General features: G+C 70.8%; 19 protein-coding genes and 1 pseudogene. 9 read left to right on the top strand and 11 right to left on the bottom strand.

Annotated features, from left to right (window positions below; translation table 11 throughout):
• Window positions 1-110: 110 nt before the first annotated feature.
• From ASC60_RS23205 to ASC60_RS23215, 4 genes are all read right to left on the bottom strand, one after another.
• Window positions 111-629 (bottom strand): histidine phosphatase family protein, encoded by a 519-nt coding sequence (locus ASC60_RS23205; RefSeq protein ID WP_055554032.1) that lies wholly within the window; start codon window positions 627-629, stop codon window positions 111-113.
• A 99-nt stretch (window positions 630-728) separates the two neighbouring features.
• Complete coding sequence (locus ASC60_RS23210) at window positions 729-944, bottom strand: hypothetical protein (protein ID WP_055554034.1); 216 nt, start codon at window positions 942-944, stop codon at window positions 729-731.
• Window positions 945-1113: 169 nt separating this feature from the next.
• A complete protein-coding gene (locus tag ASC60_RS43770) occupies window positions 1114-1230 on the bottom strand; it encodes an SGM_5486 family transporter-associated protein (protein WP_267892818.1) in 117 nt (38 codons plus the stop codon).
• Between the two features lie 23 nt (window positions 1231-1253).
• Window positions 1254-2543: an MFS transporter gene (locus ASC60_RS23215; protein WP_234357092.1), complete on the bottom strand. Its 1290-nt coding sequence runs from the start codon at window positions 2541-2543 to the stop codon at window positions 1254-1256.
• Between the two features lie 128 nt (window positions 2544-2671).
• Between ASC60_RS23215 and ASC60_RS23220 the strand changes: the two genes are divergently transcribed.
• Complete coding sequence (locus ASC60_RS23220) at window positions 2672-3352, top strand: FadR/GntR family transcriptional regulator (protein ID WP_055554038.1); 681 nt, start codon at window positions 2672-2674, stop codon at window positions 3350-3352.
• Window positions 3353-3369: 17 nt separating this feature from the next.
• On the opposite strand, the gene ASC60_RS23225 is transcribed toward ASC60_RS23220, so the two are convergent.
• The 3 genes from ASC60_RS23225 to fabG form a co-directional block, all read right to left on the bottom strand.
• Complete coding sequence (locus ASC60_RS23225; RefSeq protein WP_055554040.1) at window positions 3370-3699, bottom strand: hypothetical protein; 330 nt, start codon at window positions 3697-3699, stop codon at window positions 3370-3372.
• Window positions 3700-3873: 174 nt separating this feature from the next.
• On the bottom strand, window positions 3874-4644 hold the full coding sequence (gene fabI, locus ASC60_RS23230; protein ID WP_039939381.1) for an enoyl-ACP reductase FabI: 771 nt from the start codon (window positions 4642-4644) through the stop codon (window positions 3874-3876).
• 5 nt (window positions 4645-4649) lie between these two features.
• Window positions 4650-5354: a 3-oxoacyl-[acyl-carrier-protein] reductase gene (fabG, locus tag ASC60_RS23235; protein WP_055554041.1), complete on the bottom strand. Its 705-nt coding sequence runs from the start codon at window positions 5352-5354 to the stop codon at window positions 4650-4652.
• A gap of 677 nt (window positions 5355-6031) precedes the next feature.
• Between fabG and ASC60_RS41750 the strand changes: the two genes are divergently transcribed.
• The 5 genes and pseudogenes from ASC60_RS41750 (at window position 6032) to tyrS (ending at window position 12702) form a co-directional block, all read left to right on the top strand.
• Window positions 6032-6403, top strand: coding sequence for a hypothetical protein (locus ASC60_RS41750; RefSeq protein WP_159043302.1), 372 nt, complete (start codon window positions 6032-6034; stop codon window positions 6401-6403).
• 199 nt (window positions 6404-6602) lie between these two features.
• Window positions 6603-8105: pseudogene (locus ASC60_RS23240) on the top strand (bifunctional glutamine-synthetase adenylyltransferase/deadenyltransferase); the annotation flags it as partial.
• Between the two features lie 165 nt (window positions 8106-8270).
• Window positions 8271-9797, top strand: coding sequence for a TldD/PmbA family protein (locus tag ASC60_RS23245; RefSeq protein WP_055554045.1), 1527 nt, complete (start codon window positions 8271-8273; stop codon window positions 9795-9797).
• Entirely contained in the window at window positions 9794-11188 is a 1395-nt protein-coding gene (locus tag ASC60_RS23250; protein WP_055554047.1) for a metallopeptidase TldD-related protein, read from the top strand. Before ASC60_RS23245 ends, ASC60_RS23250 begins: the two co-directional genes overlap by 4 nt.
• A 95-nt stretch (window positions 11189-11283) precedes the next feature.
• A complete protein-coding gene (gene tyrS / locus ASC60_RS23255; protein WP_055554049.1) occupies window positions 11284-12702 on the top strand; it encodes a tyrosine--tRNA ligase in 1419 nt (472 codons plus the stop codon).
• 76 nt (window positions 12703-12778) lie between these two features.
• On the opposite strand, the gene ASC60_RS23260 is transcribed toward tyrS, so the two are convergent.
• Window positions 12779-13060 carry a GlsB/YeaQ/YmgE family stress response membrane protein gene (locus ASC60_RS23260; protein WP_055554051.1) on the bottom strand — a complete coding sequence of 94 codons (282 nt, stop codon included), beginning with the start codon at window positions 13058-13060 and terminating at the stop codon, window positions 12779-12781.
• Window positions 13061-13274: 214 nt separating this feature from the next.
• Between ASC60_RS23260 and ASC60_RS23265 the strand changes: the two genes are divergently transcribed.
• Window positions 13275-13724, top strand: a complete 450-nt coding sequence (locus ASC60_RS23265) for a DUF3099 domain-containing protein (RefSeq protein WP_055554053.1) — start codon at window positions 13275-13277, stop codon at window positions 13722-13724.
• 193 nt (window positions 13725-13917) lie between these two features.
• Window positions 13918-14157 carry a hypothetical protein gene (locus ASC60_RS23270; protein WP_055554055.1) on the top strand — a complete coding sequence of 80 codons (240 nt, stop codon included), beginning with the start codon at window positions 13918-13920 and terminating at the stop codon, window positions 14155-14157.
• A gap of 34 nt (window positions 14158-14191) precedes the next feature.
• Here ASC60_RS23270 and moaA read toward each other — a convergent pair whose 3' ends face one another.
• The 3 genes from moaA to ASC60_RS23285 all read right to left on the bottom strand — a co-directional run bounded on the left by moaA (window position 14192) and on the right by ASC60_RS23285 (window position 17397).
• Entirely contained in the window at window positions 14192-15181 is a 990-nt protein-coding gene (moaA, locus tag ASC60_RS23275) for a GTP 3',8-cyclase MoaA (RefSeq protein WP_055554057.1), read from the bottom strand.
• Between the two features lie 100 nt (window positions 15182-15281).
• Window positions 15282-16901 (bottom strand): cation acetate symporter, encoded by a 1620-nt coding sequence (locus ASC60_RS23280; protein ID WP_055554058.1) that lies wholly within the window; start codon window positions 16899-16901, stop codon window positions 15282-15284.
• A 139-nt stretch (window positions 16902-17040) separates the two neighbouring features.
• Window positions 17041-17397 (bottom strand): DUF485 domain-containing protein, encoded by a 357-nt coding sequence (locus ASC60_RS23285; protein WP_055554060.1) that lies wholly within the window; start codon window positions 17395-17397, stop codon window positions 17041-17043.
• 324 nt (window positions 17398-17721) lie between these two features.
• On the opposite strand from ASC60_RS23285, the gene ASC60_RS23290 reads away from it, so the two are divergent.
• A complete protein-coding gene (locus ASC60_RS23290; protein ID WP_055554062.1) occupies window positions 17722-19269 on the top strand; it encodes a S8 family serine peptidase in 1548 nt (515 codons plus the stop codon).
• Window positions 19270-19277: the final 8 nt, after the last annotated feature.

The raw sequence follows: 19277 nt of genomic DNA on the forward strand, positions 1-19277 counted from the left end.
GACGCCCGCGGAAGTAACCCCGCCCCGCCCCCGGAAGTATCCGCGCCCCGCCCGCCTCGCTGCCGAGGCGGGCGGAACGGTAGGGCGGCGGAACGGTACGGCGGCGGGGTTTACTCGTGCGGCGCCCAGAAGTCGTCGAGGCGGCCGACGCCGTGCTCCACCGACTTCCACGAGCCGTTGAACGTCACCACGGCGATGGCGGAGGTGGGGAAGCCGGTGCGGGCCATCCGCTCCCGGGTGCCCTCCGCGGCCCGGCCCGCGAGGGCGTCGGCGAGGGCGTGCACCCCGGGGTTGTGGCCGACCACCAGCAGGTCGGTGATCTCGTCGGACGTCTCGTTGAGTACCGCGATCAGGTCGCCGAGTGAGGCGTCGTACAGCCGCTCCTCGTACACCGTCTTGGGGCGCTGGGGCAGCTCGTGGACCACGAGCTTCCAGGTCTCCCGGGTGCGCACGGCCGTGGAGCAGAGGGTCAGTTCGGGGACCAGACCGGCTTCGGTGAGCCGGCGCCCGGCGAGTGGGGCGTCCTTGCGGCCGCGCTCCGCGAGCGGCCGCTCATGGTCCGCCACCTCGGGCCAGTCGGCCTTGGCGTGTCGGAGAATGACAATCCTGCGGGGCACATCGACGCTCATGCGTCCCAGCTTCGCATGAAACGGCTGGCGAGGCGCAGGGTGTTGAAACGGTGCTCACCTAAGTGAGCGCACGAGGCGAACGCTCCCGCGCACCGTCGGTCACGCCCCCTGGTGCCCGAGGACCTGGCGCAACAGCTCCAGGAACTGCGAGAGGGCGCCGGGCCCGCTCGCGGCCTGCGCGTCGGAGGGCCCGGCGAGCAGGAGCAGCAGCGCCGCGAAGGCGAGGGCGGGCAGCGCGAGGGCCCACCACGGCAGCCGGGCGTCCATGCCGCCGTCCGCCGGGGTCGCGGGCCGGGTGGGGGTGCGGGCGGACATGGGGATCGCCTCCGGTCGGGGAACCACGCTGCTTCGGATGGTTCGACGGTACGGAGCGGGCGGCCCCGTTCCCATCCGGTGATCCACCCAGTTCCCCCTGACCCTCACCCCCTAGGGGATGGTGGGGCCGGCCCCACCCCGCGGGCGGGCGTCCCCGTGCGGGCGGGCGTCAGGGAGAGGCGATGGTGGCGATCACGCCGATGACCACCGTGATCCCGAGCATCACGCCCAGGATGAGGAGGAGCTTCTTCTGGCCGTCCGGCGGGTTCTCATCGAGCACTGGCATGACGCCAGTGTCCCACCCGCCGGTCACATCTCGTCCTCAAGGGTGCGGTCACGCCCGGCGATCAGGCCCGTCACGATCTGCGGCACCATGAGCCCGGCCATCAGCGCCAGCGGCGGCCCCCAGCCGCCGCTGTGCTGGTACAGCGTGCCGACCAGCAGCGGGCCGGGGATGGACAGCAGATAGCCGGTGCTCTGGGCGAAGGCGGAGAGCCGGACCACGCCGGCGCTGGTCCTCGCCCGCATGCTGATCATCGTGAGGGCGAGCGGGAAGGCGCAGTTGGCGACGCCGAGCAGGACGGCCCACACCCAGGCCCCGCCGGCCGGGGCCAGCCACAGCCCCACGTAGCCGATGAGCCCGCAGACGCCGAGCACCACGGCCAGCACGCCCTGGTTGCGCAGCCGGGCCGCCGTGCGGGGCAGGACGAAGGCCAGCGGGACGCCCATGGCCATGGTGACCGCGAGCAGCACCCCGGAGGTGGAGGCGGAGACTCCCGCGTCACGGAAGATCTGCGGCATCCAGCCCATGGTGATGTACGCGGCCGTGGACTGGAGGCCGAAGAAGACGGCCATCGCCCAGGCGGTGGGGCTGCGGGTGATCCGGATGGCGGGAGCCGCCGGGCCGGACGCGGACCGGTCGGCGGCGGGGTCCGGCGCGGCCGGCTGCTCGGAGGGGCGGTGGTCACGGTCGCGGGCGAGGAACAGCCAGGGCAGCATCGCGACCCCGGCGAGCACCGCCCACACCCCGAGCCCGGCCCGCCAGCTGCCACCCAGCGCGTCGGTCATGGGCACCGTGATGGCGGCGGCGCTGGCCGTGCCCAGCGACAGCCCCATGGAGTAGAGGCCGGTCATGGTGCCGACCCGGTCCGGGAACCAGCCCTTGACGATCACCGGCATCAGGATGTTGCTGACCGCGATCCCGGCCAGGCCGAGCGCGCTGGCGCACAGGAAGGCCACCGTGCCGCCCGCGAACGGGCGCAGCGCCAGGCCCGTGGCGATGGCCGCGAGACCGGTGCAGACGACGGCTCCGGGCCCGAAGCGGCGGGCCAGCCGGGGCGCGGTGACGCCGAAGACGGCGAAGCAGGCCGCGGGCATCGAGGTGAGCAGTCCGGCGATGGTCCCGCTCATGCCGAGGTCGTCCCGGACCTCCTTCAGGAGCGGGCCCAGGCTGGTGACGGCGGGGCGCAGGTTGAGCGCGGCCAGCAGCAGGCCGACGACCACGATGCGGCGGCGCCACGGCGAGGGCGCGGGGGGCGGTTCGTGGTCCCGTCGGGCGGGGGCCGCGGTGTCGAGCGTCGCGAGGTCGTCATGTGACATGCCGGCCATCATAGAATCATGGGATGAATGGCTGTCCAGTTGATACGTAACCGCCAGGTGACAACGGGACGGCATCATGGAATCCCCCATTTTCCAGCACCAGACCCAGTCCCAGTCCCAGGAGAGTCATGCCGCTGACGTCGCCCCAGCGCTCCGTCCTCGCCGACCAGGTGATCGCCCAGCTGCGCGCCCAGATCACCTCGGGCGAATGGCCGGTGGGCTCGCGGATCCCGACCGAGCCCGAACTGGTCGAGCAGCTCGGGGTGGCACGCAACACCGTGCGCGAGGCGGTGCGCGCGCTGGCGCACAACGGCCTGCTGGACATCCGGCAGGGCTCGGGCACGTACGTCCTGGCGACCAGCGAGCTGGCCGGGGTGATGCACCGCCGCTTCGCGAGCGCCGAGCCGCGACACGTGGCGGAGCTGCGCAGCGCCCTGGAGACGAAGGCCGCGCAGCTGGCCGCGGAGCGCCGTACCGAACAGGACGTCAAGCAGCTCGACGCCCAGCTGGACCGGCGCGAGCGGGCCTGGGAGTCCGGTGACAGGGACGCGTTCGTGGAGGCGGACGCGACGCTGCACATGGCGATCGTCGCCGCCGCCCACAACGACGTGCTGGCGGCGCTCTACGCCGACCTGGGCTCGGTCGTACGGGACTTCCTGCGCGCCGACGTGGCCGACGGCCTGAGCCCCGAGGCGTACGTGGACCACGCGCGGCTGGTGGAGGCCATCCGGCAGCGGGACGGGGAGCGGGCGGGAGCCGAGGCGAGCACCCACCCGTTCGCCTGCCGGCTCAGCGCCGAGACCGGCTGAGCCCCCGTACCTCCGCCTCACCGGCGCCGGTGGGTCACCCACGCCTTGCGGATCTCCTTCCAGCAGCGCTCGTCCAGCTCCACGTGCTGCGCCGGGCCCACCTCCACCCGGCGGCTGTCCATGTCCGGGTCCCACCAGCGGGCGCATTCGACGTGCAGCTGCACCCGGTCGGCGTCGGGGTAGGGGTTGAAGCAGCTGGTCCTGGCGTGCGAGCCGCGCACCGAGGTGGAGCAGGCGGCCTCGCGCGGCCGGGGTCGCTCCTGCGCGGCGGAGCTGGAGGCGGCGAGGACGCAACCGACCGCGGCGACGACCATCGAGGCGACCGCGAAGCGCCGGGGCGTACGCATGGCAGGACCTCCTCGGCCGGGCTGTCGCTCCGCGAGTCGTGTCGTACTCCACCCTGCGGGCCGCGCCATCCGCCCGCCCGCTCGCTGGTCCGAACGGGTGACCACACACACGAACGGCCGCCGCCCCGCTCCCGCTGCACGCGGGAGGGGACGGCGGCCGGAAGGTCCGGTGACTCAGGCGCCCATCATGTGCACGCCACCGTCGACGTGCACGATCTCGCCCGTGGTGCGCGGGAACCAGTCGGACAGCAGGGCGACGACACCGCGGCCGGCCGGCTCCGGATCGGTCAGGTCCCAGCCGATCGGGGCCCGGTGGTTCCACACGTCCGCCAGCTCCTCGAAGCCCGGGATGGACTTCGCGGCCATGGACTTGATGGGACCGGCGGAGACCAGGTTGCAGCGCACGTTCTTCTCGCCCAGGTCACGGGCGAGGTAACGGCTGGTGGACTCCAGGGCGGCCTTGGCCACGCCCATCCAGTCGTACTTCGGCCACGCGAACTGGGCGTCGAAGGTCAGACCGACGATGGAGCCGCCACGCGGCATGACCGGCAGGCAGGCCATGGTGAGCGCCTTGAGGGAGTACGCCGAGACGTGCACGGCCGTGCCGACGTCCTCCCAGCTGCCCTCCAGGAAGTTGAACGCGCCCTGCGGGCCGAAGGCGATGGAGTGCACGACGCCGTCGAGGTCGACGCCCTCCCCCAGGTGCTCGCGCACCTTGTCGGCGAGCCCGTCGAGGTGCTCCTGGTTCTGCACGTCCAGCTCGATGACCGGGGCGGGCTTGGGCAGCCGCTTGGCGATCCGCTCCACGAGGGAGACCCGGCCGAAGCCGGTCAGGATGACCTCGGCGCCCTCCTCCTGGGCGAGCTTCGCGGTGTGGAAGGCGATCGAGGACTCGGTGATGACGCCCGTGACGAGGATGCGCTTACCGGCGAGAATTCCACTCATGACGTTCAGTGACCCATGCCCAATCCGCCGTCGACAGGGATGACGGCTCCAGTGATGTACGCGGCCTCGTCGGAGGCCAGGAAGCGGACCGAGGCGGCGATCTCCTCGGGCTGCGCGTAGCGCGCGAGCGGTACCTGCTTCACGATGTTCTCGCGCTGCTCGTCGCTGAGCGCGCGCGTCATGTCCGTGTCGACGAAACCGGGCGCGACCACGTTGACGGTGATGTTCCGCGAGCCCAGCTCACGGGCGAGCGACCGGGCGAAGCCCACCAGGCCCGCCTTGGACGCGGCGTAGTTCGCCTGCCCGGCGGAGCCCATGAGCCCGACCACGGACGAGATCAGCACCACGCGCCCCTTACGGGCCCGCAGCATGCCCCGGTTGGCCCGCTTGACCATGCGGAACGTACCGGTGAGGTTGGTGTCGAGGACGGCGGAGAAGTCCTCCTCCGACATGCGCATCAGCAGCTGGTCACGGGTGACCCCGGCGTTGGCCACCAGAACCTCGACCGTGCCGTGCTTCTCCTCGATCTCCTTGTACGCCTGCTCGACCTGCTCGGGCTCGGTGATGTCGCACTTCACCGCGAGGAAGCCGGCCGGCGGCTCACCGGACCGATAGGTGATGGCGACCTTGTCGCCTGCGTCGGCGAAGGCCCGGGCGATGGCGAGGCCGATGCCGCGGTTGCCTCCGGTGACGAGAACCGAGCGGCTCAAGGGACCACCCTCTCTTGTAGAAGTCATGCCGGTCGCCACGCGCGTGCGTACGTGTGCCGACCCTTGCACTAATGAAAACTATCGGGCTCCGGGCGGCTCCGGAGAATCGAGCACGCACAGGGGCGCCGACCGGACCCTGTCGACTTCCTACAGAAACCCGCCGACCGGCGGGAGCGGTCCCCGCGCGAGCTCCCTCTGACACACCCCACCAGCCCCTCACCCTGGCCCACGGCACGGTCGAAATGGCGGACTGCACCGGATACCGACCACGAAGCCCCGCCCAGGCGGGGGTGGTCCGTACACCTCCAGCTTCCCGGAGACCTTCCGGACGTGGTCCCCGCGCAGCCGGGGGTGGTCCGGGGTGCTCGGGCAGCGCGACGTCCCGCTACCCGGAGCGCGGGGTGAGGCGGACGGTGGCGCGGCCGCTGATATTGGGCGAAGCATGCTGACGCGGCGGTGATGCAGTGCCAGGCGCGTTCGAGTTCCTCGCTCACATTGCGCCATGTCTCACACCTCGCTTTCCGGCCAACCCACCGGTTCACGACCCGCCGAACCCGAGGCGTCACGACTGTAGCGATGGGAATCCCTTTACCGCGATGGACATCACTTTACCCCTCATGGGGAACTAACGCGGACAGCCGGATCGGGATCGACCCCGATCCGGCGCACATTAAAACATGAACAAACACTTGGTGAATATTGATCCAAAGAACCGCCTGGGGCTCCAGGAACCCGCAGGGAAAAGTGCTGTCCAAAACTCCACGGACACAGCGTCACGCGAATCCACTTTGCCCCAATTCGCACATCAATGCATCACTCAACGTTTTATTGCCCCCGTCTTGACCGGCATCGATGGCCCCTCCTACGTTTTTTCCGCCCAGACTCAGGCGTTTCATCTGGCGCCGGAAACAGCGAAACGCCTGTCGCAAGTCAACGAGAGGCGCGATGAAGGAGATCGCGAAGTCATCGACGGCCTCGATTTTGCCAGCCAGGCAAAGACAGGACGGCCGCCGAGCCCTCGCACACAAAGGGCTGGATGCGCCCGCTGAAACACGCCATCCAGCCCTTCCAATAGGAGACGCACTTGATTCGGCGATGACTCATCTCGACCTGGTCGACGCGACGGGACTATCGGGAGCAGCCATTGTTCTCGGGAATGATCCGGCTCCTTTCACCATGGCGTTCGCAGAGGAGCGGGCCTCGGTCATGGCAGGGCGAGAATGTCGGACAGGGACGGAGACGGCGCGCATGGCCCCATCGCAGGGACGCATGAACAGCACATTCACCCGGTTGCCCCGGCACGGGTTCACCGACCCCCCGGCCGCCCGGCGACTGCTGGACGCGCTCGAACTGGCCGGGGTACGCGGCGATTCGGTGCTGCTCGACGGGCTCGGGGCGACCGTCGATCCCGACCTGGCGCTGCGCGGGCTGGTGCGGTTGATCGAGGCGCTCCCGGAGATTCCGGAGGGCGGGGACGACAAGGAGGGCGCTGACTCGCGGCAGGCGTTGCTGGACACGCTGGTCACCACGAAGCCGCTGCGGGACCGGCTGCTGGGGGTGCTCGGGGCGTCCGAGGCGCTGGGCGATCATCTGGCGCGCCATCCGCAGGCCTGGCACGCGCTGCAGACGTACGAACCGGCGGATCTGCATCCGGCGACGCCCGAGTTCGAGCAGGCGCTCGCCGAGGGGGTCTGGGGCGAAGCGGGGGCGGGGATGCCGCGGCCGGACGCGCTGCGGGTCGCGTACCGCAAGGCGCTGCTGGCGATCGCGGCGCGCGATGTGTGCGGCTCCACGGACATCACCCAGGTCGCCGCCGAATTGGCGGACCTCGCGACGGCGACCCTGCGCGCCGCACTGGAGATCGCGGCGCAGGAGGAGCCCGAGGACGCGGCGGCCTGCCGGCTGGCCGTGATCGGGATGGGCACCTGCGGCGGGCGCGAGCTGAGCTACGTCTCGGACGTCGACGTGATCTTCGTGGCGGAGGCCGTGGACGGGGTCGAGGAGGGCAAGGCCGTCCGGGCCGCCACCCGGCTGGCCACGCGGCTGATGCGGATCTGCTCGGACGTCACCGTCGAGGGCACCATCTGGCCGGTCGATGCCGATCTGCGACCGGAGGGACGCGACGGCCCGCTGGTGCGGACGCTCTCCAGCCATGCGGCGTACTACCGGCGGTGGGCCAGGACATGGGAGTTCCAGGCACTGCTGAAGGCCCGCCCGGTGGCGGGCGCCCCCGGTCTCGGCGAGCGTTTCATCGAGCTGATCGACCCGCTGCGCTACCCGCCCGGGGGACTGGAGGAGGACGCGGTCCGCGAGATCCGCCGGCTCAAGGCGCGGATGGAGTCCGAGCGGCTGCCCCGCGGCGCCGATCCCACCACCCACACCAAGCTCGGCCGCGGCGGGTTGAGCGATGTCGCGTGGACGGTCCAGCTCCTCCAGATGCGTCACGGCCGCGCCGAACCGGGCCTGCGCACCACCCGCACCCGCCGCGCCCTGGCCGCCGCGCACGCGGCCGGTCTGATCGGCAGGGACGACGCCCGGACCCTGGACGAGGCGTGGGTGCTGGCCGGCCGGGTCCGCAACGCCGTGATGCTGATCCGCGGCCGCCGAGGCGACAGCTTCCCCGGCGACGCGCTCGAACTGGCCGCGGTGGCCCGCTACCTGGGCTACGGCCCGGGTCGGGCCGGCGAGATGCTGGACGACTACCGCCGCACGACCCGCCGCGCCCGCGTCGTGATGGAACGCCTGTTCTATGGCTATGAAAGATGATCGCCGCGCCGGTCCGGTCAGTTCCGGGGCTGACCGGACCTCGGCCTACGCCGAACCGTTGCGCTCCGGTTGGGGTGAAGCGATGGAAGGCCCCGGTGTCGTAGCGGCATGGTTCACTGCTGCCGGACACTCACAGACGAAGGGGCCGCCGTGGGGCACGAGATCGATCCGTCCTTCCTCGCGTTGCCGCTGCGCGCGCTCGCCGACGCGGCGCTCGCGCGGGCGCGGGCGCTGGGGGCCGAGCATGCGGACTTCCGGTTCGAGCGGGTGCGCAGTGCCGCGTGGCGGTTGCGGGACGCACGGGTCGCCGGGTCGTCCGACACCACGGACCTGGGGTATGCGGTGCGGGTGGTGCACGGGGGGAGTTGGGGGTTCGCGTCCGGGGTGGATCTGTCGATGGACGCGGCGGCGCGGGTGGCCTCGCGGGCGGTGGCGATGGCGAAGCTGTCGGCCAAGGTGATCGAGGCGGCCGGGTCGGACGAGAGGGTGGAGCTGGCGGACGAGCCGGTGCACGCGGACCGGACGTGGGTGTCGTCGTACGAGATCGACCCGTTCGAGGTGCCGGACACGGAGAAGACCGGGCTGCTGGCCGAGTGGAGCGGGCGGCTGCTGGCGGCGGACGGGGTGGCACACGTGGACGCGTCGTTGCTGACCGTCCATGAGAACAAGTTCTACGCGGATACGGCGGGCACCACGACCACCCAGCAGCGGGTGCGGCTGCATCCGCAGCTGACCGCGGTGGCGGTGGATCCGGTGAGCGGCGAGTTCGACTCGATGCGGACCCTGGCGCCGCCGGTCGGGCGGGGCTGGGAGTATCTGACCGGGGCGGGCGGCTGGGACTGGGACGCGGAGCTGGCCGAGCTGCCGGGGCTGCTGGCGGAGAAGATGGCGGCGCCGTCGGTCGAGCCGGGCTCGTACGACCTGGTGATCGATCCGTCCAATCTGTGGCTGACGATCCATGAGTCGATCGGCCACGCGACCGAGCTGGACCGGGCGCTGGGGTACGAGGCGGCGTACGCGGGGACGTCGTTCGCGACCTTCGACAAGCTGGGCAGCCTGCGGTACGGCTCGGAGGTCATGAACGTCACCGGTGACCGGACCGCCGAGCACGGGCTGGCCACGATCGGGTACGACGACGAGGGCGTGGCCGGGCAGTCCTGGGACCTGGTGAGGGACGGCCGGCTGGTGGGGTATCAGCTGGACCGCCGGATCGCCCGGCTGACGGGTTTCCCGCGGTCCAACGGCTGTGCTTACGCCGATTCGCCGGGCCATGTGCCGGTGCAGCGGATGGCGAATGTGTCGCTGCGGCCCGACCCCGGCGGGCCGTCCACGGACGGGCTGATCGGCGATGTCGAGAACGGGCTCTATCTGGTCGGTGACCGCTCATGGTCGATCGATATGCAGCGCTACAACTTCCAGTTCACGGCGCAGCGCGCGTACCGCATCCGGAACGGGGCGCTGGCGGGGCAGGTGCGGGACTTCGCGTACCAGGCGACGACGACTGATTTCTGGGGCTCGATGACGGCCGTGGGCGGCCCGCAGACGTACGTCCTGCACGGCGCCTTCAACTGCGGCAAGGCCCAGCCCGGCCAGATCGCGTCCGTCTCGCACGGCTGTCCGTCCGCGCTCTTCCGCGGCGTGAACATCCTCAACACCACCCAGGAGGCGGGAGCATGAGCGTGAAGCCGCACGAGATCGTGGAGCGCGCCCTGGAGCTGTCCCGCGCGGACGGCTGTGTGGTGATCGCGAACGAGACGTCGACCGCCAATCTGCGCTGGGCGGGCAACGCGCTGACCACCAACGGCGTCACCCGGGGCCGCACCCTGACGGTGGTGGCCACCGTGGACGGCGCGGAGGGCACCGCGTCCGGGGTGGTGTCCCGGTCGGCGGTGACGGCCGAGGAGCTGGAGCCGCTGGTACGGGCCGCCGAGGCGGCCGCGCGGGACGCGGGCCCGGCCGAGGACGCCCAGCCGCTGGTCGGGCCCGGGGCCGCCGCGCCCGCCTCCCCCGGCTTCACCGACTCCCCCGCCGAGACCTCCTCGGAGGTGTTCGCGGCGTTCGCCCCGGCGCTCGGCGAGGCGTTCGCCCGGGCCCGCGCGGGCGGCCGGGAGCTGTACGGGTTCGCCAACCATGAGGTGGTCTCCAGCTATCTGGGCACCTCCAGCGGGCTGCGGCTGCGCCATGACCAGCCGAGCGGCACGCTGGAGCTGAACGCGAAGTCGCCGGACATGACGCGTTCGGCCTGGGCCGGGCGGGCGACCCGCGACTTCGCGGACGTCGACCCGGCCGCGATCGACGCCGAGCTGGCCCGGCGGCTGCGCTGGGCCGAGCGGAAGGTCGACCTCCCGGCGGGCCGGTACGAGACGCTGCTGCCCCCGACCGCCGTCGCCGATCTGCTGATCTACCAGTTCTGGTCCTCGGCGGCCCGGGACGCGGCGGAGGGCCGTACGGTCTTCAGCAAGCCCGGCGGCGGCACCCGGGTCGGCGACACGCTGTCGGACCTGCCGCTGACGCTGCGCAGCGACCCGCGTGAGCCGGGGCTCGAGGCGGCGCCGTTCGTGATCGCGCACTCCTCCGGGGACGACGCGTCGGTGTTCGACAACGGGCTGCCGCTGCCCGCCACCGACTGGATCCGGGACGGGGTGCTGAAGCACCTGGTCACCACCCGGCACACCGCGGAGCTGACCGGGCTGCCCCTGGCCCCGGGGATCGACAATCTGATCCTGGACGGGGGCGGCACCCGCTCGCTGGAGGAAATGGCCGCCTCGACCGAGCGGGGCCTGCTGCTGACCTGCCTGTGGTACATCCGCGAGGTGGATCCGGCGACCCTGCTGCTGACGGGGCTGACCCGGGACGGGGTGTATCTGGTCGAGGGCGGCGAGGTCGTCGGCGAGGTGAACAATTTCCGCTTCAACGAGTCGCCGGTGAGCCTGCTGTCCCGCGCCACCGAGGCGGGGCGCACCGAGCCGACGCTGCCGCGCGAGTGGGGCGACTACTTCACCCGCGCCGCGATGCCCGCACTGCGGATCCCGGACTTCAACATGAGCTCGGTCAGCAAGGGGGTGTGAGACCGGCCGGACGATATCGGGACTGGCCTCGGGGGACCGGCTAATAGACTGGTCCCCGCCCATCCATCCGCCCTTTGACTCTCCCCAGGAACCCCATGACACGCCTCGGCGCATCCGTCGCCCGCGCCCGCGAGCTGCTCGACCAGGACCTCTCCTCCGACAAGCCCGTCGAGCAACTGCTCGCCGAGACGTCCGCGCGGCGCTCCCTCGACCTGAGCGACCTGTCGGCGCAGGAGCAGGCCGAGCTGATCGCCTCCCGTACGGTCGAGGTCCTGCCGGGGGTCAAGGAGCTGGCCGAGCGGATCGAGGAGCGCCGGGCCGTGGGCCGGGGCCTGGCCATCAAGCTGGGCATCGACCCGACGGCCGCCGATGTGCACCTCGGCCACACCGTGCCGATGATCGTCCTCAACCGCTTCCAGCGGATGGGGCACGACGTCACCCTGCTGATCGGTGACTTCACGGCCAAGATCGGCGACCCGTCGGGGCGTACGGCCGAGCGCCCGCCGCTCACCGACGACGACATCGCGCGGAACCTCGCGGGCTACCAGCAGCAGGTGCGGCCGTTCTTCGACTTCGGACAGGTCAGCTTCCGGCAGAACAGCGAGTGGCTGGCGCCGTACACCTTCCCGGAGCTGCTGGGGCTGCTCTCCCAGGTGCCGGTGTCGCAGCTGCTGCAGCGCGAGGACTTCCGCAACCGGCTGGCGTCGGGGTCGGGGCTCACCATGTCCGAGCTGCTGTACCCGATCGCGCAGGGCCTGGACTCGGTGGCGCTGGAGAGCGATGTGGAGCTGGGCGGCGCCGATCAGCTGCTCAATCTGCAGATGGGCCGCAAGCTGATGGAGCTGCGCGGGCAGCAGCCGCAGCTGGTCGTGACGATGCCGCTGATCGAGGGCACGGACGGCACCGGCGCCAAGATGTCCAAGTCCAAGGGCAACTACGTGGCGCTCAGCGCGCCCGCCGACGATGTCTTCGGCAAGATCATGTCGATTCCGGACCGGCTGATGAAGCCGTACCTGGAGGCGTGGACGGAGTGGACGGACGAGGAGATCGCCGCCGTGACCGCCCGGCTGGAGGCGCGGTCGCTGCACCCGATGGACCTCAAGAAGGTGCTGGCGGGCGAGGTCGTGACGGCGCTGTACGGCGTCGAGGCGGCGATGGCGGCGCGTGCGGGCTTCGTGGCGCAGTTCTCCAAGAAGAGCTTCACCGACGTCGGGACGCTGCCGGTGGTCGACGCCGCGGAGCACGGCGGTGAGACCATCGCGACCGTGCTGAGCAAGGTCCTGGAGTTCCAGCCGAGCGCGTCGGCGGCCCGCCGGGTCGCCAAGCAGAACGGTCTGCGGCTGGTCGTGGAGGCCGAGGACGGTCAGCGGGCGATCGTGCTCGCCGAGGCCCAGGCGATCCGGCCGCTGGCCGAGGTGGTCGCGGAGATGCTGGCGGCCGAGGGGCTCAGCGCGGCCTCCGGCGGGGTCTACCTCAAGGCGGGGCGGAAGATCGCCCAGCTCCAGGGCGTATAGGCGCTGACATCCTTGAGCGGCGGCCGGTGCGCTTCCACCATGCGCGCCGACCGCCGCGGCTCCTGGTTCCACGGGCTCAGGCCCGCTCTCTCCTGCCGCCGTGGCGGATCGTCTGCCACAGCGGCGTGCCGAGGGCGACGATCACGATGGCCCCGGCCAGCTGCAGCAGATGCCGGATCCAGTCGAATCCGCCGGTGTGCCTGACCCCGATCCAACCGGCCACCGCATTGCCCACGATGGCCCCGAGAATGCCGTAGACACAGGTCAGCCACAGGGGGATGTCTTGCTTTCCCGGCAGGATCGCCCTGGCGATCACGCCGAGAATGATTCCTACGACGATCGCCCACAGCCAGTTCATGTCGCCTCCTGACGCGGCGGGGGATGCGCGTTTCCTCCCAGTGTTCGGCCGTTTCCACTGCGGCGCATGTCGAAGCGCCCCGTACGTGCCCTGCCGTACGGGCTTCATCACCCGTCGGGGTGCCCCGGTATCGAACCGTATGGGGGCGAGGCGTAACGTTGAGTACGTATCGGAGCGGGGGGATACCTGCTCGGGGACCAGGTGGTGGAACGTGATGCGGAAGCACAGCGAGACCGAGGTCTTCCGGATCACCGGGGCCCGTCAGGGACTGGCCGACGATGTGCGCGGCCGGCAGCGGCGCTATGTGATCTCGATGTCGGTGCGGACGGTGTCGGTCGTGCTGGCGGCCGTGTTGTGGAACGTCGAGCGCCATGTGGCCATCGTCGCCCTGGTGCTGGGGGTGCTGCTGCCCTATGTGGCGGTCGTGATGGCGAACGCGGGCCGGGAGAACGCCCCTTCGCTTCCCACCACGTACATTCCGGCGCCGCTGCGCCCGATGCTGGGCTCCGGCCGGGACGAGAAGCCGTCGGATGCGCCATCGGATGCGGCGCCACATTCGGCGGCGCATTCGGCGGGGGATTCGGGCCCGGATTCGGCGGGGGCGGAATCCGTCCCGGAAGATGCCGCACATACCAGCGAGGATGGACGCGGCGGGCACGGCTGACCTGCCGCGTTTGCGGAACCTCAGGAAAACCTCAGATCAATCATGCTGTTCCGGTGCACCGCGCCCTATGCCTCGTGACATACTTCGTACGCGCTCCGCATCCCCCGTCGGAGCGACGGACCGACGCCGGGCGGCTCCCCCCGTGGCTGCCCGGCGTCGTCATGTCCGCGGCGGTTTCCGTACAGTTTGCGGTGTGAACATCCTCGACACCGCCACCGAGACCGACGCCCCGATCTGCTCCGCCAAGGGCTGCCGCGCCCCCGCCGTCTGGGTGCTGGCCTGGAACAACCCCAAGCTCCACACCCCGGAGCGGCGGAAGACCTGGCTGGCGTGCGAGGAGCACCGCGAGCATCTGTCGAACTTCCTCGGCATGCGCGGCTTCCTGAAGGACGTGGTGACGCTGGAAGAGTGGTCGGCCACCGAAAGCCAGTGATCAGCACCCGCTGATCAGCCGCGATCGCCGGTGATCAGCCGCCGATCGCCGACATCGGGCGGTCCGGCTGCAGGAACGACGGGTCGTCCAGCCCCGACCCCGCCTTCTTCCCCCACATCGCCAGCCGCCACAGCCGGGCGATCTCCTCGTCCGGCGCGCCGGAGCGCAGCGCGCCCCGCAGATCGGACTCCTCGCGTGCGAACAGGCAGGTGCGGACCTGTCCGTCGGCGGTGAGCCGGGTGCGGTCGCAGGCGCGGCAGAAGGGACGGGTGACGGAGGCGATGACGCCGACGCGGGCCGGGCCGCCGTCGACGAGCCAGCGCTCGGCGGGGGCGGAGCCGCGCTCGTCCCCGCCCTCGGGGGTGAGGGTGAAGCGGGTGCGCAGGCTCTCCAGGATGTCCCCGGCGGTGATCATGCCCTCGCGCTTCCAGCCGTGCTGGGCGTCGAGCGGCATCTGCTCGATGAACCGCAGCTCATAGCCGTTGTCCAGGGCCCAGGCGAGCAGATCGGGTGCCTCGTCGCCGTTGAGCCCGGGCATCAGCACGGCGTTGACCTTGACCGGGGTGAGCCCGGCGGAGTGCGCGGCGGCGAGACCGCGCAGCACGTCGCCGTGGCGCTTGCGCCGGGTCATGGCCTGGAAGACGTCGGGGCGCAGGGTGTCGAGTGAGACGTTGACCCGGTCCAGACCGGCGTCGCGCAGGGCCGCGGCGGTGCGCTCCAGGCCGATGCCGTTGGTGGTCAGGGACATCTCGGGACGCGGGGTGAGGGCGGCGCAGCGCTCGACGATGGAGACGAGGCCGGGGCGCAGCAGCGGCTCACCGCCGGTGAAGCGGACCTCGGTGACGCCGAGGTCGGTGACGGCTATCCCGATCAGCCGGACGATCTCGTCGTCGGTGAGCAGGTCGGGTTTGGCGAGCCACTGGAGCCCCTCTTCCGGCATGCAGTAGGTACACCGCAGGTTGCACCTGTCGGTCAGGGAGACACGCAGGTCGGTGGCGACTCGACCATAGGTGTCGATCAGCATGTCGGCGGCCCCTCACGGTTCGCTTGCGTGCACTGTGGTCAATTGTCCAGCACGGTACGCCAAGGCGATGACATCGAGGGGCCGCCGGGGGCTGTCGGCGTCAGTGGGCGCCGTGTCCGGTGAGCGAGCGGACCTCCAGTTCGGCGTATTTGGCCTTGTCCGGCTCCTCCTTGGAGACGAGGGTGCCCAGCCAGCCCAGCAGGAAGCCCAGCGGGATGGAGATCAGGCCGGGGTTCTCCAGCGGGAACCAGTGGAAGTCGACGTCCGGGAACATCGAGGTCGGCTTGCCGGAGACGACGGGCGAGAAGAGCACCAGGAAGACGGAGGAGATGAGCCCGCCGTAGATCGACCAGAGGGCGCCCTGGGTGGTGAAACGTTTCCAGAAGAGGCTGTAGAGGATGGTCGGCAGGTTGGCGGAGGCGGCGACCGCGAAGGCGAGGGCGACGAGTCCCGCGACGTTGAGATCGCGGGCGAAGACCCCGAGGACGACGGCGACGGTGCCGATGCCGACGGTGGCCCAGCGGGCGGCCCCGATCTCCTCCTTCTGGGTCGCCTGGCCCTTGCGGATCACATTGGCGTACAGGTCGTGGGCGAAGGACGACGAGGAGGCGAGGGTGAGCCCGGCGACGACGGCGAGGATGGTGGCGAAGGCCACCGCGGAGATCACCGCGAGGAGGATCGCGCCGCCGGTGGAATCCGCGCCGCCGCCGATCTCCTCGGCGAGCAGGGGTGCCGCGGTGTTGCCGGACTTGTTGGACGCGATGATGGCGTCCCGGTCCAGCAGGGCCGCCGCGCCGAAGCCGAGCGCGATCGTCATCAGGTAGAAGCCGCCGATGATGCCGATCGCCCAGTTGACCGACTTTCGGGCGGCCTGGGCGGTGGGGACGGTGTAGAAGCGGATGAGGATGTGCGGCAGTCCGGCGGTGCCGAGGACCAGGGCGATGCCGAGGGAGAGGAAGTCGAGCTTGGAGGTGGCGTTGACCCCGTACTTCAGGCCCGGCTCCAGGAAGGAACTGCCCATGCCGCTGTTCTTGGCCGCCTCGCCCAGCAGGTGGGAGACGTTGAAGTCGAACTTGAGCAGCACCAGGAAGGTGATCAGGAGCGTTCCCGCGATGAGCAGGACGGCCTTGACCATCTGCACCCAGGTGGTGCCCTTCATGCCGCCGATGGTGACGTAGAGCATCATCACCACGCCGACCAGGACGACGATGAGGATCTTCCCGGCCTCGCTGGTGATGCCCAGCAGCAGCGAGACGAGGACGCCAGCGCCCGCCATCTGGGCCAGCAGGTAGAAGATCGACACGACGATGGTGGAGACGCCCGCGGCGGTGCGCACCGGGCGCTGGCGCATCCGGTAGGCGAGCACGTCGCCCATCGTGTAGCGGCCGGAGTTGCGCAGTGGTTCGGCGACCAGGAGCAGGGCGACCAGCCAGGCGACGAGGAAGCCGATGGAGTACAGGAAGCCGTCGTAGCCGGAGAGCGCGATGGCTCCGGCGATACCGAGGAAGGACGCGGCGGACATGTAGTCGCCGGAGATGGCGAGTCCGTTCTGGAAGCCGGAGAACTGTCTGCCGCCGGCGTAGAAGTCGTTGGCGTCCTTGGTCTGGCGGCCCGCCCAGACGGTGATGCCCAGGGTCGCCAGGACGAAGACCGTGAAGAGCGTGATGATCAGTGGCCGGTTGTCCGACGCGCTCTCGGCCGCGAGCAGATAGGTGCTCATGCCGTGCCCCTTTCCTTCGCCCCGCCGCGGTAGCGGCTGCTCGTCACATCAGCGGCTCCGCCGCGGGCACTGCCGCCCGCGCGGCGCAGAGGCGCGGCTTTGTGTGTCGTCCGCGGCCGGGCGGCCGCGTGTGCGTCGCTCATGCGTCATCCCCCAGACGGGCCTTGATGGCCTGCGCGCGCGGGTCGAGCTTGGCGGCGGCGTGCCGGGAGTACCACCAGGCGATCAGGAAGGTGGTCAGGAACTGGGCGAGCCCGAACACCAGAGCGACGTTGATGTTGCCGACGACCCGGGTGCCCATGAAGCCGTCCGCGTAGTTGGACAGCAGGACGTACAGCAGGTACCAGCTGACGAACCCGATGGTCAGCGGGAAGGCGAACGAGCGGTGTGCGGTGCGCAGTTCGCCGAACTCGGGGCTCGCCTGCACCTCGTCGTACGGGGGTCGGTGGTGCTGCCGCTGATCGTCGGGACGATCGCTGGCCGGTGCGGTATCCACGGTCTCTCCTGGTGAGTGGGTCTGACGGGACGTACGGCGGCGATGGTGATCCAGATCACGCATCGTAAAGCGGGAGTCAATTCCACAACAGGGTCTGGTGGTTGAAAGGCGGAGGGAAGAATCGCTGATGCGTTTGGATCGGGGCGCTGTGGCGGGTTTTCTTCCGGAATGTATTGATACCCGGTGATGATCAGCGATAGCTTCGCTCGTCATGTACCCGCCCACGCGCATCCGCGCTGCGGCGGTCGCTACGGATGAGGTGGAGACCCCATGGCTCAGCTGAGATCGGATGCTCCCAGACCCGGGATGAGTTCCCTTAAGCGAATGGCGCCTTCCGGGTCGCGGGGGCTGACGCCGCGTGCCGTCGCCGTACCCGCCGCCCTGGCGCTCACCGGCGCGCTGGCGTTCCTGCCGACCTCGGCGGGCGCCACCGGGCAGGACAACCACCAGCCCGCCGCCCCGTCCGCCGCGGCCGCCGACGGCCCGTCGCTCAGCTATGTCGTCAACGTCCGCCCGGGCCACCACGACAGCGCGCGGATCGAGAAGGCCATCAAGGGGGCCGGCGGCACGGTGGTCGTCTCGTACGACCGGATCGGCGTGATCGTCGCCCACTCGGCCAACCCGGACTTCGCCAAAACCCTCCGTACGGTCCGTGGCGTCGCCTCCGCCGGTGCCACCCGCACCGCGCCGCTGCCCGCCCAGTCCACCGGCGACGTCGGCACCCCGAAGCTGCTGGGCGAGAAGGAGCGCAAGGCGGTCGCGGCCCGCGCCAAGGCCGGTCAGGACCCGCTGGAGCCGCTGCAGTGGGACCTGCCCGCCATCAAGGCGGACAAGGCCCACGAGAAGACCCTCGGCAGCCGCGACGTGACGGTCGGGGTCATCGACACCGGAGTGGACGACACCCACCCCGACCTCGCCCCCAACTTCGACCGCAAGGCCTCGGTCAACTGCGTGTCCGGCAAGCCGAACACCGCCGACGGCGCCTGGCGGCCGAGCGCCGAGGAGAGCCCGCACGGCACGCATGTCGCGGGCGAGATCGCCGCCGCGAAGAACGGCATCGGCGTCACCGGGGTCGCCCCGGGCGTCAAGGTGTCCGGCATCAAGGTGTCCACGACCGCCGGGTTCTTCTACACCGAGGCCGTCGTGTGCGGCTTCGTGTGGGCCGCCGAGCACGGCGTCGACGTCACCAACAACAGCTATTACACCGACCCGTGGTACTTCAACTGCACCGGCGACCCGGACCAGAAGGCCCTGGTCGACGCGGTGCGCCGGGCCTCGTCGTACGCCGAGCGCAAGGGCGTGGTCAACGTCGCCGCGGCGGGCAACGAGAACTACGACCTCACCTCCGACAAGATCACCGACACCTCCAGCCCGAACGACACCACCCCCGGTGAGCGGGTGGTGGACCCCAGCACCTGCCTGGACATCCCGACCCAGCTGCCGGGCGTCGTCACCACCGCCTCGACCGGCGCCAAGGGGCTCAAGTCGTCGTTCTCCAACCACGGGCTCGGGGTCATCGACGTCGCGGCCCCCGGCGGCGACAGCACCGCGTACCAGAAGCCGGCGCCCCCGGCCGAGGACGGCCGGATCTACAACACCCTCCCGGGCGGCAAGTACGGCTACATGGCGGGCACCTCGATGGCCTCCCCGCACGCGGCGGGCGTCGCGGCGCTCATCAAGAGCACCCACCCGAAGGCCTCCGCCGCGATGGTGAAGGCCCTGCTCAAGGCCGGGGCCGACGACACCGCCTGCCCGACGTCGTACGACATCGACGGCGACGGCGAGATCGACGCGGTGTGCGAGGGCGGCAAGGGCTACAACGGCTTCTACGGGGCCGGAATCGTGGACGCCCTGGACGCGGTCCGCAAGTGACCCGCTGA

Source organism: Streptomyces sp. NBRC 110028, assembly GCF_001417735.1.
Lineage (GTDB): Bacteria > Actinomycetota > Actinomycetes > Streptomycetales > Streptomycetaceae > Streptomyces.